Origin of the sequence: Catenibacterium sp. (assembly GCF_052354645.1) — a bacterium.
In the GTDB taxonomy this organism is placed as follows: domain Bacteria; phylum Bacillota_I; class Bacilli_A; order Erysipelotrichales; family Coprobacillaceae; genus Catenibacterium; species Catenibacterium mitsuoka_A.
On sequence record NZ_DAWDDM010000010.1, the window covers coordinates 1 to 15,462 of the forward strand.

Below are 15,462 nucleotides of genomic sequence, written 5' to 3' on the forward strand. Positions count from 1 at the left end.
ACGCCCCTTGTATCAGTAGTTACCTTATCCACCTCAAACTCATGACCAGCAGGACTTCGATCCGCCTTTTACTGTTTCTGAAACTATAATTAGTTATTTACCCGTTACAGCCTCCCATAGGCTAGAAGGATTCACAAGCATAAAGTAAAACGTTTATTTATTATCTTATCTGCATTCAAATCATTTATATTTACAATTTTAACCATTCTTCAATATCAATTATTTTTACACCTTCATACTGATATTCATCATGATGTGTGTTAGCCAATAAGATTTTAGGATATGCATCTTGTATTTCTAATAGTGAAGTAACTTCTCTATCGAAAGTTTTCTGATTCGAAATATCATCACTTACTTGAAAATAAATCTTCTCATTTTGTTTTATAGCCACAAAATCAACTTCTTTTTTATAAAGTTTACCAACATAAACTTCATACCCTCTTCTAAGCAATTCAATCGCAACGATATTTTCATATACTCTGCCATAGTCCATGTTTTTTGTTCCTATAATAGCATATCTGAAAGAATGGTCGGACAAATAATACTTATCATTTGTTGCCAAATATTTTTTCCCTTTTATATCATACCTTCTAACTTTATAAAACAAGTATGAATCTTTCAAATATTGCATATACAATTTTATAGTCTTATCTGTTATTTTAATATTAGCATTTGCTAATGATTTAGATATATTATTTGCTGATGTCAAAGAACTAATGTTATCCATCATAAAGTACGCTAAATCATGAATAACTTCTTTGTTTCTCATCGAATATTTATTAGTTATGTCCCTTATAATAAGCGTCTCAAAAACATCTCGTATGTATTTATACTTATCATCTTTTTCACGATAAAGCAAAGTTCCAGGCATTCCACCTTCTCTCACGTATCTATCAAGTGAATACTGCCCAGCATAATATTTTAGACATTCTTTATAAGAAAAAGGAAATATTTCTATTTCATACGTTCTACCGGTAAATAAAGTAGCCAAATCACTACTTAATAGAAATGCATTCGAACCAGTAATATAAATATCATATTTCATACTACTATGTAGACTATTTATGACTTTCTCAAAGCCACTGCACATTTGAACTTCATCTATACATACATAATTATTCTTGTTAGATTTATATTGACCTTCTATATAATTATTTAATGCATGGTATTCTAAATACGGCTCTGCACTTAAAGAATTGAAATCAACAAAAATAATATTCGCGTCTTTATCAGTTTGATTTATATATTCCATAAATTGTAGTAACAGACATGATTTTTCAGATCTTCTAATACCCGTAATCACTTTAATATCAGGAGTTCCAATTACATTAATAATTTTTGTTAAATAGTTTCTTTCTAAAAGTTTCATTTCATTCACCCATATATATTATACCTTCTTATTCCGAAAAAATGAATTATTTTCATTTTTTCGGAATAAGATTTAACCTTGATTTAACATATATATTCGTAAAGTCTATAACACGCAAAAAAGCCAGACCATTAAGTCTGACTTTACTCATCAAAGAATGCGAATTCTTGATATTTTCTTGCAAGAATAGTAAGAACAATTCCTACTGCATTCATAGAAATGATATGTTCATCCTCAAGAGGAAATTCTGTTGTATTATAGTAAAGCTGATAATCTGAATTTTCTACAAGGAAATTCTTTCCTAGCTCAGTTATAGAAAGAATAGGTATATCCTTCATATTCAGTGCATTTACTGTTGTTCTGATACCTGGTGTATTACCTGACAATGAAATAATAATGACAAAATCATCACTAGTTAGGGAGTGTGAGATGACTTCAAAATTAGTTTCACCAGATACAATATAATTTGAACGCCCTGCCATGAATAGCTCACTGGAGAACTGTTTTGTGTAGTTGTTCTGAGTAAAACCCGTCGCATACAAAATGACTTGTCGTGCTTTATGGATTTCGGAAATCAATGTAGCAAAGTTTACCTGCGATGCATATTCAAATGTTTTATCAATCTCTTTTCTAAATTTTTCAACCAAATCTGTAGGAACAACTGCTTTCTTCACTATATCCTTCTTTAAAGAATACTTTAATTCTGAATAACCTGTATAGCCTAGCTTCTGTGCCAAACGTAATACAGAACTCTTTGACGAAAGCAGAACCTTCGCAAGTTCATTAATAGGCATGTCTACAACATCAGATTTATGATTTCTGATATATTGAATCATGTCTTTTTCATTATCACTTAGTGTTGAATAAATAAGTCCTGCTTGTGTGTCAAAGTCCATATCTCATTACCCCTTTGTTAGATAAACTACTGCTTGATATGGGTTTAGAATAATATTTTTATCATCTGTTTTCAATACATTCTCATAATTTCCAATAAGAATTTCTGCATCCTTATAGTCATCAGGCAATGTATATCTTACCTTCTCTTTTGCGAAAGAACATACTACAAGTAACTTCTTACCTTCATATTCTCTTTCATATGAGAAGATATCTGAATCTTCTTCGTCTAATAGTTTATAAGATCCATAAACAATTATAGGATTTTCTTTTCTTAAACGAATTAATTTCTGATAATAATAGAAGACAGAATTTGGATCTTTTAATTCATCTTCTGCATTGATGAACTTGTTATCAGGTGAATAATCAATCCAAGGCTTTGCATCAGAGAAGCCTGAACCTTCTTCTCCATTCCAAGGGAATGGTGTTCTTGCATTATCTCTTGAACTTAAATAAGCATATTTCTTAATTGTTTCTTCATCTTCGCCTTTATCTTTCATCTTCTGACACATAAAGACTGTTTCAATATCTTTATATTGGTCAAGTGATGTAAAAGGTACATCTTTCATACCTAATTCATCCCCCTGGAAGACATAAGGTGTGCCCTTCATCATATGTAGAAGAGTAGCTAACATTTTAGCTGATTCTACACGATATACTCCATCATCACCAAAACGAGTCACGTTTCTAGGCTGGTCATGGTTATCCCAATAAAGTGAATTCCATCCATCACCTAAATCATTGATCCATGTTGATAAGCTCTTCTTTAAATCACTGAGTTTAAACTTTACATCAGAGAACTTTCCATATTCACCATAATCTAAATGCATATGGTCAAACTGGAATACCATGTTTAATTCATGTCTAGAAGGATCAGTATAAAGCTTACCCTGCTGAACATTGGTATTGGCTGTTTCTCCTACCGTCATCACATCATAGTGTGATAAGACTTCTCTATTCATTTCCTGTAAGAATTCATGAATACGAGGTCCATTAGAAGCTCCTTTATAATATGATTTTGCATAATCATATTCTCCTGGTAAGGCATCTGGGAAGTCCTGTCTCTTACTTAATAAAGAAATAACATCCATTCTATAACCATCAATACCTTTATCTAACCAGAATCTCATTTCATTATAAACAGCTTCTCTCACTTTAGGATTCTCCCAGTTTAAATCAGGTTGTCCAGGCGCAAAACAATGTAGATAATACTGTTTTCTTTCAGGAACATAAGTCCATGCAGCACCGCCAAAAGTAGCACCCCAGTTTGTTGGTTCACTGCCATCTTCCTTAGGATCTTTCCAGATATAGAAATCAGAATATTCATTATCCTTAGAAGACTTAGACTTTAAGAACCATTCATGCTGATCACTTGTATGATTAACAACTAAGTCCATAATAATCTTAATATTCATACTATGTGCTGTTTCTAATAGTTCATCAAAATCTTCCATTGTGCCATACATTGGATTGATCTTTCTATAGTTCGCAATATCATAACCATTATCTACTAATGGTGATTCATAGATAGGATTTAACCAGATAACATCAATACCTAATTTAGATAAATAAGGAAGTTTTTCAGTAATACCTTTTAAATCACCAACCCCATCATTGTTGGTATCATTAAAACTTTGTGGATAAACCTGATAAACAACGCTGCTTTTCCACCAATCTTTATTCATCATCTTCATCAACCCCCATATTTTTCATAACATCGTTGACATAAACAATCTGTGACTTTGCATCATCAATCGCATTTCTAATGACATCCTCATTCACTTTTTCACAGCTTGCTAATGATAAACAGACACTTAATACAATAGGTAAATTCATCCCTGTAATCACATATACATTAGGATACTGTAAATATTTGACTGCTTCCTGATTCACACTACCCCCAAGCATATCAGTGAAGATGATGTATTCATTATCTTCATTGATTTCTCCAAGTGCTTCTTTTAACTGTTTTTCAACAGGTACATTATCCATATAAGCACTCACTGACTGGATATCAGTTAAAGTTGGCATAAGATACTGGATTGTATCTTTTAAACCATCAGCAAGTAAATGATGGCTGGCTAGAACGATTTTTCTCATAGACTTTTCCCCCGAAAACTTTGATTAGAGAGCTAGAATTCCAAAGAATGAGCAAACTAATGCAAGAATGATAATTAAGAAGATGACCTGAATAACAGTAAGTTTCTTAGATGCAAGTAATTTATAAACAACAAATGTAAGTGCAACTGGTAATAAAGCAGGCATGATCTTATCTAAGACACCTGTCTGAATAGCAAGTTTTACTTTACCTGACTTAAAGACAAGACCTAATGACATCTTAACAACTGAAGGGATTAATGCCCCAATAACTGTTAGACCCATGATAGATGCTGCTTCTGTGAAGACTGATAACTTATCACCTAATGTAGTAATAAGCTTTAAACCTGAATCATATCCTAAATGGAATAACTTAATTCTAAAGAAGAAGAAAATCACATTAAGTAACATCCAGATGAGTGCACCTGTAGGGTTACCTTCAAGTCCCATATAAGCTGCAATAGACCCCATGATTGTTGGATATAGTACCCAGATTAAAGTATCACCGATACCTGCAAGAGGACCCATCATACCTGTCTTAAAGTTCTGTACTGTATCTAATGCTTCTACACCATCTTTTTCTTCCATGGCAACACTTGCACCAAGTAAGATATTAGCCATCCAAGTTGTAGTATTGAAATATTTAAAGTGGTTATTTAGTGATGCAACATAGTCATCATCATTATTCTTATGAATCTTTCTTAAAACCTTCTCTAATCCAAATACAACTGCTGGCCCCTGATGGTTTTCATAGTTATATGTATTACATGCCATAAACATGTAACGTACTGCGGCTTTTGTAAGATCTTTCTTTGTAACAACTTCTGTTGTCTGTATTTCTTTATTCATCCCAATCATCTCCTTCTTCGATTACTGCACCTTCTGCTGCGACCACTGGTGCTTTATTGACCTGTGTTGTAAAGAAATAGTAAGCAATAGCTAAACCAATAATAGATACACCTAACATTGGTACATTTAAGTAAGCTGAGAAGACAAAACCAATCATCAACATTGATAAGTACTTCTTAGCAGGCATAACCTGTAACAATAATGCGATACCTACAACTGGTAACATATTCCCTGCGATAGATAGACCATTTGTGAACCATACTGGAACTGATTTTAAGATAACATTAACGATTGCATCACCAAATAATACACATAAAGCTGTTGGTAAACCTGTAGATAAAGCGAAGATCATAGTACCAATCCTAAGAATTCTGTTCATCTTCCCAAACTTCTTTTCATTACATGCTTTCTTTGCTGCATGTGTTACATAAGTGTTTAATAACTTTGCGAATACATCTAACTGAATACCAAGCATACCGACTGGTACACCTACTGCTAAGGCAACTGCTTTTACCTGAGCCACATCATTTGTAGTTCTACATGCAACATAAATACCAACTACTGTCGCAAGACCCCAGTTAGGCACTGATGAACCACCGATGTTGGCAACACCTAAGTTCATTAACTGGAATGTACCACCAATAATCATGGCAGTTTTCATATCCCCCATAATCAATCCTGCAAAGAATGCAACCATGATTGGGAACCATGTTGTAATAACAATACCCTGCTGGTCTAAAACCATCCACATTGATAATAATACGATTAATACTCCTTGAATAACCTGCATACTTCTTATCCCCCTTGATTATTTAATATATGTTTCTAGTGGTTCTTCTGCTTCGCTTGGTACGAAGTGGAATGTCACTGGAATACCCATAGACTGTAATTTCTTTAAATCATTCACTTCTTCTTCATTGACTGAAACCATCTTCTTCACTGTTGTCTTACCTTCCCCATCGAAGATAATACCAATATTTACTTTAGGAATCTTAACACCACCTTCAGCTAACTTAACTAATGTAGATGGTTCTCTTACAATCATGAATACATTATGGCTATCATACTTACCTGCGTTGAAGTTCTTAATAGCTGTTTCTGTATCAATGATTGACATCCCAGTCCCCACTGGCTTACTCATTCTCATAGCTGATTTTTGAACTTCATCCTTACTTACTTCATCATCGACTACCATTAATCTTTTTGCCTGTGTTGCACCTGCCCATTGCGTAACAACAATACCATGAATTAATCTCTGGTCGATTCTTGCTAATACTAAACTCATTTCTGTTTCCTCCTTGAAATTGCTTTCATTTGTTTTGACGAGTCCTAGTTTACCCAACAATGCAAACACTTTCAATATTTCAGGCCCCTTCTGGGACGTGGCACAAACTTTTGGAATAGGTGTCAAAGATAAGGGAAATGTTCCATTATGATGTTTTAGAATAGTAATATTATTTTTATACAATTCATTTTTTATGATATATACAAGGTTATTTTAATCAACTGACACTTCATACTTTATTCACTTTAATTATTAAAATGTGCCATTATATGCAAAAAGAAGATGATCCTTGGACCACCTTCTCGCTATTGACACTCTTTACTTTTCATAATTGCGATGATTTCTTCATCTACTCTTTCCATTCCATTTTTCCCAATGCGCGCCATATTTTGAATACATTGTTCAGCTGTTGCTGCACAAATTCCATCACTTTCTCTTAATACTGCATTATTAACTGCAGTTGTTGCACACATAAGTGCAGCCGTAGAACCTATAGACACCTTTAATGCACATCCTACTTTTCCACCATCACAAATCATACCAGTTACAGTTCCTGTCATATTACGTATACAATACCCTATCTGATCATCTGATGCATCTAAGAGATAAGCGATACCTACAGAAGCAGATGTAGAAGAAGCCATGACACATGTGCACATAGGCGATAATTTCCCAATATGTGCATTAATATATCTATTTACTAGATGCGTAAGCGCAAGTGCTTTGACTTTCTTTTCTAGTGATACGTGTAGTTCTTCTGCCACTTCATTCACCGGGATAGAAACTACGAGTCCTTTTGTACCTGCGCCCGAACTGCTCATTGCAGGAAGTGGACAGCCATCTAGTCTATTTTCAGCAGCTGCAGTAACTTTCCTTATTATTCTAGTTAACAAGTCTTCAGAGAATAATGAATGATTGAACGAATCACTCAAATAGGTTGTTCCTTTATATTGTGATAATTGGTCATTCATTTCTATACCATCTAATAGGAATTCAAGTTCATCCACTGTCATTAAATCCACCAAAGAACGTATGTCTGATATTTTCATTTCTTTGAGTTCATCAATCACAGTGGGTGTATTGTTTGTTTCTTGAGTTGTCTTCTCTTCTAATACAATTCCATTCTTTTCTAGATAAACTATATTTGTATGTGCCTCTTTAATCATACATGTCACTGTATCGTTAGATGTATAAAGAGTACATTTTACATGAATAGATGCTGAATCATTAATTGTGATAGAAACATGGGGCACTAATAATTCAGCTTGTGTAATTGTATCTGACTCTATATCTTCAAATAGAGTCAGCTGTTTTTCTGGGTTCTTTAATAATGCCCCGATAGAAGCAGCATACTCTAGACCTACATGTTCACAATGTGGTATACCTGCAGACATCCCATTTTTATATATTCCTTTATTAACATCTAACTCTATTTTAGTTATTGGATTATTTAACTGTTGAGATGCATAAGCTGCACATAATGCGACACAGACTGGTTCTGTACATCCTAATGCAGGGACTACATCCTTCTTCAATAAGTCTATTAGTTCTTCTTTTCTCATATGATTCTCCTTGTTTACAGTATACAAGGTTTATCACAAATTAAAAAGACTGCTGTGGGGTTGCAGTCTTTCACAAAATATTTAAGGTTATTCAATTTTATGTGTGTGTGAGTTTTATTTCTTGTTTTAATTATTTTGAATTTTCTTCTTCTAACTTTTGTTTTTCTAATAATTTAACGAATGGATAGTAAAGCGCCATATCTAAAATGATTAGCCCTATAACCATGATACCGGCTTTTACATCCATACATCCTAATGCTGCACCAAGAGGTGCTGGTGTTGTCCATGGTGTCTCAATAACACCCTTTCCAACGATATTTAATGCCATACATGTATAGGCAATAATAGAGTTAACAACTGGCACAAAAATAAATGGAATCATCATAATTGGATTTAATACCATTGGTAAACCAAAGATGATTGGTTCATTGATATTGAAGAATGCTGGACCAATTGAAAGCTTACCTAAAGTACGTAATTCAACTGATTTAGATCTAACTAATAGAATACATAATCCTAAAGTAGCACCTCCGCCACCTAATGCGATAATATATGACCAGAATGGCTGAGTAAAGAAGTGTACTAATGGTTTACCAGCACTATATGCTGCGATATTAGTAATTAAATACATCTGCATGAATGGTAATCTGATTGGCTGAGTGATACTTTCGCCATGTAAACCAAAGAACCAGAATGTCTGAGCAATGATAGTAATTAAACAGATACCTACTAATGAATCTAGACCAGATACCGCAGGTGCAAGTACTGTCATAATCATACTTGGTAATAACTGACCACTGATATTCTGTACAAATAATGATAATGCATAGAATATGATAACACAGATAAAAAGTGGTAAGATTGCATCGAATGATGAACTGATTGCAGGTGGAACGCCTTCAGGCATCTTAATACGAACATTCTTCTTAAATAAGAAGTTCATGATTTCTACACATCCGATAGAAACGATAATAGCTGTAAAGATACCCTTTGCATCCAGATAAGTTGTTGGTAGATAACTTCCCGCAAGTGCAAGTAGATCAGTGGCTGATTTGCCGTCAGTAATGAGATTAGCTGGGACAGCAGAAGTAGTTGGTGCAGATACGATTAAGAATACTGCAGTAGAAACAACAGCTGCATTTAAGCTTGGCATTTTGTATTTCTTAGCTAAATGATAAGAAATAGAGAAAGCAATAAATAGTCCCATTAAAGCCATTGTCATATTATATGGTAATAATAATGCAGCTTTATTGGCCTGAGCCCAGTTGTACCATCCTGTAAGCATGGTAGTGATGAAACCCCAGTTTGGTAGAGTTTCAGGTTTGAATGGTGGTGTTGATACAATTAAGCAAGCACCTCCCATGATTGATAGTGGAATAGCAACAACCATTCCATCACGAATTGCAGCAAGATGTCTTTGGTTAGCTAACTTGTCTGCAATAGGCACTAGTGTGCGGTTTGCTAGTTCATTGAATTTTTCCATGAAGTTCATGTCGAGTCCTCCCTTCTCGTTGGATACATTATATCTTGGGTAAGTTAAAAAAATCTTGTGTTTTCCAATATATAAAACACCTTTCCATATGATAGAAGAACTTTCCAAATCGTGGAAATAACTTGCGAAATAAATTTCTATAAGTATAATACGCATTCAAAATTACATTGATATATACTACATATTTTTAATTTTTATAGGTTGACAGAAAGAGTTTGATGCTTATAATGTGAAGTGTGTGAGTTTTATCTTCTTGTGAAATACAGGAGGAATTTATTATGAAATTAATCGTTGAAGAAAACACTCAGAAAATGAGTGAAAGTGCATTGCACATCTTACTTGGTGCTATGATGCAGGATAAGAGAGTGAATATTTCTCTTACATCAGGCAGAAGTCCTATTGAACTTTACAAGATGTTAGCTCCAGAAGTAAGAGATCAGGAAAAGTTCAAGGATATCGAATATTATTTATTCGATGAAGCACCATACATGGATGGTAAGCCTTATGGTCCTAACTGGGAAGAAATGCAGAAATTATTCTTCGAAGAAGCAAATATTCCAGAAGAAAAAATTCATGATATGACTATGGAAAACTGGGAAACATATGATGAAGAAATCAGCCGTGCAGGTGGTATTGATGTCATGGTTATTGGTCTTGGTTATGATGGTCATTTCTGCAGTAACTGTCCTAGATGTACACCAATGGATTCATATTCTTATGCAATGGATCGTGCTACTAAGAATAAAGCAAACCCTGATTACCCAAAGAGAGAAAATCTTCCATTCAGTCTTACAATGGGTCCTAAGAGCTTAATGAAGGTTAAACACTTAGTGATGATTGTAAATGGTAAGGAAAAAGCAGGTATCTTAAAACAGGTTCTTGATTCAACTATTACAGATGAATTACCATCTACTGTTTTAAAGCTTCATCCTAATATGACATTGATCTGTGATAAAGATGCAGCTTCTGAATTAAACATGGACGATTACAAAAGACTATAAGTCTTTATAGAAAGTTCTTCGGAACTTTCTTTTTTTATATTCCGGAAAGGTTTTCCAAGAATTGGAAACGAGATTACTGATCAATTATGAATTGATATACTTGAATAAACAGGAGGTCCTATATATGAGTAAGATGGATATTGTAGAGTTAAGATTAAGAAGAACAGTCGCATTAATAATTGACTGGTATATTACTAATATGTTGGCTTCTATTCCTATCACATTCTTTTTAAGAAAAGATAGTCAGTTTAAACCAGAGATGTTTGAGTTAACTGCTTATGGTTTGAATACAGCTCTTATTGTATGTTTAATCGCAATTACTATTGGAGTTCTTTATTATGTATTCATTCCTCTTTATATCTGGAAAGGACAGACTCCAGGTAAGAAGATATGTAAGATCAAAGTCATTGATTATGATCATAAAGATGTAAGCATGAAAAACATGATGTTAAGAGAATTACTCGGTGCAACTCTTCTTGAAGGAGGTATTACTATTATTCCTTCTTATTTAAGAAAGATTGCCTCTCTTTTACAGTTCACTTCTATTGTAAATCCTTTAACTTATGTTGCTTATGCATTGACACTTGTTTCTATTGGATATGCTTATTTTCAAAAAGATACACGTTGTTTTCATGATTTAGTTTCACATACTGTAATTATCAAGCAATAAGTAACTGTCCTATGGTATAATAAGGCATATTATACCCAGGACGGTGAGTACATGTTTAACTTAATTATTATTTTATTATCTACATTAAATGGTGAACCTAAAGGTTCTAATAATTATAAGATTGCGAAATTTATGATAGAGAATATTCGTGATTTAGAAGACTATACTCTAACTGAGCTTGCGAAAGCGTGTTATGTGTCTAATTCTAGTATTTCTAGATTCTGCAGGGATATAGGTTTAAGGGATTTTAATCAGTTGAAAAATCAAGTTGCGAAGTTTTCAGTAGAAAAAATCAAATTTTCTAATAAGTTTAACTATGAAGGACGTAATGAAGATTCTATTTTCACTTCTTATGTAAGAAGTGTAATTGAGAATCTAGAGATGTTGGAAAAGAGCTCTATTGAAGATGATATTAAAGATTTAGTCGATGATATTTATGAGTATCAAAAAGTAGCTGCATTTGGTTATATGCATTCTGAAAATGTTGCATTAAACTTGCAATATGATTTGCAGACAAGTGCTAAACCTGTATTTACTGCCATTAAAGTAGCTGATCAGGCTGAATATATTACAAATGCGGATGAAAAGACTTTAATTATCTTGTTCTCTGATTCTGGTACTTATTTTGATCGTATTTTCCCACGTGCAAAACCTTTTAAACACCAAAGCAAGAAACCTAAGATCTGTTTAATTACATCTAATAAAGAATTAGATTATTCTTTTATAGATCAATATATACGCTATGATAGCAGAGGTGATTATGCAACTCACCCTTATTCACTCACAGCGATTGCAGATACAATATGTATAGAATATGCAAAAATGCTGAAAGAACTTGAATAATATAAAAGCACAGAAAAAGGTAAGGATGACCAGATCCTTACCTTTTCGTTTTGATGCAATTGTTCTCAAATTTACAAATAAAGCATAACACTTGTATATCTGATATTCAAGTATTCTATTTTGCTTTAATAGCCCATCTCATCTTAGTAGACTTGGCACGTGAATTACGATGACATTCTTCCCTAGAAGGTCTAATCACATTTCTACATACATCTTCATAAATACCAAGATTCTTTAGTTCTTTAAAAGACTTCTTCACAATTCTATCTTCTCCAGAATGGAATGTAAGAATTGCAGCCTTTCCTCCTGGTTTTAAAATAAGAGGGAGCTTCTCTACAAAATCATATAATACTTCAAATTCCTGATTCACTTCTATTCTTAATGCCTGGAATACTCTTGCAGCTGTCTTATTCACAATATCTTTTCTATTCTTATCAGTAATAAAGTTGAGTGTTTTATCAATGATCTTATAGAGCTGCTGAGTTGTTTCTACTTCCATACCAGAACGTATGAAAGAATAGATATTCTTAGCGAGTATATCAGCATATGGTTCATCTGAGTTTTCTGTAAGAATATGTTCTAGTTCTTCTCTTGATAAGTCTTTTAAGATTTCATAAGCAGGTCTACCTGCTTTAGGGTTAAGTCTTAGGTCTAATGGACCATTTTTCTTATATGAGAATCCTCTTTCTGGATTATCAATCTGCATAGAAGATACTCCTAAATCAGCTAAGACAAAATCAAATGGTCCATACTTCTCACTGACTTGATCAATGTTTCTAAAGTTAGTCAAAATAGGAGTAAAGATGTCTTCTCCATAACCTTTATTTCTTAGTCTCTCTGTTGTTTTTTCTATTTCAATAGTATCGATGTCTAATCCATAAAGGTGTCCCTGACCCTCTAGTTTTTCCATCATTTTAGAAGCATGTCCTCCATATCCTAGAGTACAATCTAAACCAATCTGTCCTGGCTGAATATCTAAGAATTCTAGTATTTCATCTACCATGATAGAAATATGCATACCTGCTGGTGTACTTCCTTTTGAAATAACCTTTTCTATTGTTTCAGGATATAATTCTGGATTAAGTTCTTTATACTTCTCTGAGAAGTTTTTAGGGTGTGTTCCTTTATATCTTTTTCTTCTTTTATGTACCTGTTCAGTCATTTTTATACCTCATTTCATCATCTACTATATTAACGAAAATAGAGACAATAAACAAGTCAGATAAAACTCTGTATATACAGGATTGTTCCCTCTTCCCTTCATAATATATATAATAAAAATAGTGGATTCGCTATTTGTGGGGTGTTGTTGTTTCATGCTTTATTTTATAGTTTTCATGAAAGGAGAAACGTTATGGATACAAAGAAAATAGGTAAGTTCATTTCTGAGAATAGAAAAAGAAAGGGTCTCACTCAAGAACAACTAGGAAATATATTAGGTGTCAGTAATAAGACTATCTCTAGATGGGAAAACGGTAACTATATGCCTGATTTGTCTTTACTGATTCCGTTAAGTGAAACTTTGGACATTTCTTTAAATGAACTGCTCAACGGTAAATATATAACGGAGGATAAAATCATGGAAACAACAGAAAAGAGCTTAAAGAATACAATTAATTATAGTAAGAATATGCTTGTACAAGAGAAAAGAAAGATTTCTATTGGCATTATGATTTTTGGCGCATTTCTATGTTTTGCTACCTTTGCGATATTAGATAAAGAAAGCAGCTGGTGCTGTATTTACTCTATTGTAGGTATTATAGTATTTGTTTATGGGTTATCAAAAGAGTTGAAGAGAAATAGATTATTAATAAGTAGTGGAGTATTTATTGCAATATTATGTGGATTTATGTTGATGGATTATGTAGGTGTTATAACTTCTCATAGACCTCCTATCTATGTTTATATGATCAAGACTTCTAATGTGACAACCTACTACAACCCATTCTATAATGTTTATAGAATAAATAAAAACACACCGAATGAGTATTATATTGTAGATAGCGCAAAGAAATATACAGAAGATACTGTTCCTACAACTGTATTTAACAGACCATTGAGTGGCATACACAATATTAAGAAGTATAAGAATCCTTATATTGGTAATAATTCCAATATAGGAAACTTGTTAAATAGTCTGCCTTTGCATGAATACGGTTATGTTTTTAAAATTGATTCTAAAAATCAAGGACTCACTGTGAACTACAATGCGACAGACTGGTATCATAATGAGGAGCTTTATATCAATAAGAGCCTGATCTATAATTCTGTGTCTATCTTCTCTTTAATTGATAATGTACAATCTATTCAGTATAACTTTAGTGGAAGTACCTACACTACTACTAGAAAGATGATTGAAGAGAATTATCCACATTTTGAAAAAGTAAAAGAGAATGAGAAGAACATTAATCAGTACTTAGAAAACAAGATGAATGATGATGAATTTACAAGAAGGATATTCAATAAGATATTTGTGAAGAAAGGTTTATAAGAGGGTTTGAACCCTCTTTTTAAATGAAATATTAAACATTAAGGAAATTGCCAACTCTTCGGTAAAATGTATTGCGAATATCAATACATCATTGTAAAATCAAAATAGGAAACAAAGACGATTACAACAAAAGGAGGCATTGTTATGGCAAAATCAGCTAGCGTTTATGCAAGAATTGACCCTGTATTAAAGGAACAGGCAGAAACAATATTATCTACACTTGGCATACCTACTTCAAATGCAATTGATATGTTTTTTAAACAAATCGTCCTAAAAAAAGGACTTCCCTTTGAAGTACGATTACCGTACGAAAAACCCGTCTGCATGGGTGCACTCAGCAAAGAAGAATTAAATGCTAAAATAGAAAAAGGATATACAGATATTTTAGAAGGAAAAACAAAACCTGCAAAGCAAGCATTTGATGAAATGCGAAAAGATTTTAACTTATGAAATTCAATGTAGAATTAACTGAACAAGCTGACAAGGATTTAAGAAGTATCTATTTGTATATCTCAATTGATTTAAATTCACCAGATAATGCAATAAAGCAAATCAAACGTTTATGGGATGCTATTTTATCTCTTGATGAACTACCTCAACGATACCGCCGTTATGAGGATGAACCATGGCACAGTAGAGGCATAAGAGTTCTTCCTGTAGATAACTTCGTTATTCTATATATTCCTTTTGTAAAAGAGAAAATCGTGCGTATTGCTACTGTCATGTATAGTGGTCGTAACATTGATGAGCATTTAAGTAAAATAGGTAATTAAATCTAAACTAATCAATTTTCATTATAATCTAGAAATTCAGTTTCTATCTTCTCTTTAATTGACAATGTACAGTCTATTCAATATAACTTTAGTGGAAGTACCTACACTACTACTAGAAAGATGATTGAAGAGAATT

16 protein-coding genes and 1 pseudogene are annotated in these 15,462 nt (G+C 33.0%); 7 read left to right on the top strand and 10 right to left on the bottom strand.

Annotated elements, in window-relative coordinates; translation table 11 throughout:
- Positions 1 to 190: 190 nt before the first annotated feature.
- From ACT8VG_RS01030 to ACT8VG_RS01070, 9 genes are all read right to left on the bottom strand, one after another.
- Positions 191 to 1,369 (bottom strand): ATP-binding protein, encoded by a 1,179-nt coding sequence (locus ACT8VG_RS01030; RefSeq protein WP_444195032.1) that lies wholly within the window; start codon positions 1,367 to 1,369, stop codon positions 191 to 193.
- Positions 1,370 to 1,512: 143 nt separating this feature from the next.
- A complete protein-coding gene (locus ACT8VG_RS01035; protein WP_187012865.1) occupies positions 1,513 to 2,265 on the bottom strand; it encodes a MurR/RpiR family transcriptional regulator in 753 nt (250 codons plus the stop codon).
- A 6-nt stretch (positions 2,266 to 2,271) separates the two neighbouring features.
- Entirely contained in the window at positions 2,272 to 3,951 is a 1,680-nt protein-coding gene (locus ACT8VG_RS01040) for a glycoside hydrolase family 13 protein (RefSeq protein WP_288704434.1), read from the bottom strand.
- Positions 3,941 to 4,363, bottom strand: a complete 423-nt coding sequence (locus ACT8VG_RS01045) for a PTS sugar transporter subunit IIA (protein WP_117458743.1) — start codon at positions 4,361 to 4,363, stop codon at positions 3,941 to 3,943. The genes ACT8VG_RS01040 and ACT8VG_RS01045 overlap by 11 nt, the downstream gene beginning before the upstream one ends.
- A gap of 24 nt (positions 4,364 to 4,387) precedes the next feature.
- On the bottom strand, positions 4,388 to 5,209 hold the full coding sequence (locus ACT8VG_RS01050; RefSeq protein ID WP_226793189.1) for a PTS system mannose/fructose/sorbose family transporter subunit IID: 822 nt from the start codon (positions 5,207 to 5,209) through the stop codon (positions 4,388 to 4,390).
- Positions 5,202 to 5,999, bottom strand: coding sequence for a PTS mannose/fructose/sorbose/N-acetylgalactosamine transporter subunit IIC (locus ACT8VG_RS01055; protein WP_444195033.1), 798 nt, complete (start codon positions 5,997 to 5,999; stop codon positions 5,202 to 5,204). Before ACT8VG_RS01055 ends, ACT8VG_RS01050 begins: the two co-directional genes overlap by 8 nt.
- Positions 6,000 to 6,017: 18 nt before the next feature.
- The gene (locus ACT8VG_RS01060; RefSeq protein WP_040389796.1) at positions 6,018 to 6,494 is read right to left on the bottom strand and encodes a PTS system mannose/fructose/N-acetylgalactosamine-transporter subunit IIB; all 477 of its coding nucleotides are present in this window, start codon (positions 6,492 to 6,494) and stop codon (positions 6,018 to 6,020) included.
- A 305-nt stretch (positions 6,495 to 6,799) separates the two neighbouring features.
- On the bottom strand, positions 6,800 to 8,056 hold the full coding sequence (locus ACT8VG_RS01065; RefSeq protein ID WP_117458745.1) for an L-cysteine desulfidase family protein: 1,257 nt from the start codon (positions 8,054 to 8,056) through the stop codon (positions 6,800 to 6,802).
- A 130-nt stretch (positions 8,057 to 8,186) separates the two neighbouring features.
- Entirely contained in the window at positions 8,187 to 9,548 is a 1,362-nt protein-coding gene (locus ACT8VG_RS01070; RefSeq protein ID WP_444195034.1) for a PTS sugar transporter subunit IIC, read from the bottom strand.
- Positions 9,549 to 9,826: 278 nt separating this feature from the next.
- Between ACT8VG_RS01070 and ACT8VG_RS01075 the strand changes: the two genes are divergently transcribed.
- The 3 genes from ACT8VG_RS01075 (at position 9,827) to ACT8VG_RS01085 (ending at position 12,062) form a co-directional block, all read left to right on the top strand.
- Positions 9,827 to 10,549: a 6-phosphogluconolactonase gene (locus ACT8VG_RS01075; protein WP_444195035.1), complete on the top strand. Its 723-nt coding sequence runs from the start codon at positions 9,827 to 9,829 to the stop codon at positions 10,547 to 10,549.
- Between the two features lie 124 nt (positions 10,550 to 10,673).
- Entirely contained in the window at positions 10,674 to 11,219 is a 546-nt protein-coding gene (locus tag ACT8VG_RS01080; RefSeq protein WP_006505393.1) for an RDD family protein, read from the top strand.
- A gap of 51 nt (positions 11,220 to 11,270) precedes the next feature.
- Entirely contained in the window at positions 11,271 to 12,062 is a 792-nt protein-coding gene (locus tag ACT8VG_RS01085) for a MurR/RpiR family transcriptional regulator (RefSeq protein ID WP_006505392.1), read from the top strand.
- A gap of 115 nt (positions 12,063 to 12,177) precedes the next feature.
- Here ACT8VG_RS01085 and rsmH read toward each other — a convergent pair whose 3' ends face one another.
- A complete protein-coding gene (gene rsmH, locus ACT8VG_RS01090; RefSeq protein ID WP_444195036.1) occupies positions 12,178 to 13,224 on the bottom strand; it encodes a 16S rRNA (cytosine(1402)-N(4))-methyltransferase RsmH in 1,047 nt (348 codons plus the stop codon).
- Between the two features lie 192 nt (positions 13,225 to 13,416).
- On the opposite strand from rsmH, the gene ACT8VG_RS01095 reads away from it, so the two are divergent.
- From ACT8VG_RS01095 to ACT8VG_RS01110, 4 genes and pseudogenes are all read left to right on the top strand, one after another.
- On the top strand, positions 13,417 to 14,553 hold the full coding sequence (locus ACT8VG_RS01095) for a DUF4825 domain-containing protein (RefSeq protein WP_444195037.1): 1,137 nt from the start codon (positions 13,417 to 13,419) through the stop codon (positions 14,551 to 14,553).
- A gap of 144 nt (positions 14,554 to 14,697) precedes the next feature.
- A complete protein-coding gene (locus ACT8VG_RS01100; protein ID WP_217746961.1) occupies positions 14,698 to 15,003 on the top strand; it encodes a type II toxin-antitoxin system RelB/DinJ family antitoxin in 306 nt (101 codons plus the stop codon).
- Entirely contained in the window at positions 15,000 to 15,326 is a 327-nt protein-coding gene (locus ACT8VG_RS01105) for a type II toxin-antitoxin system RelE/ParE family toxin (RefSeq protein ID WP_215657826.1), read from the top strand. The genes ACT8VG_RS01100 and ACT8VG_RS01105 overlap by 4 nt, the downstream gene beginning before the upstream one ends.
- A gap of 42 nt (positions 15,327 to 15,368) precedes the next feature.
- Positions 15,369 to 15,462: pseudogene (locus tag ACT8VG_RS01110) on the top strand (hypothetical protein); the annotation flags it as partial.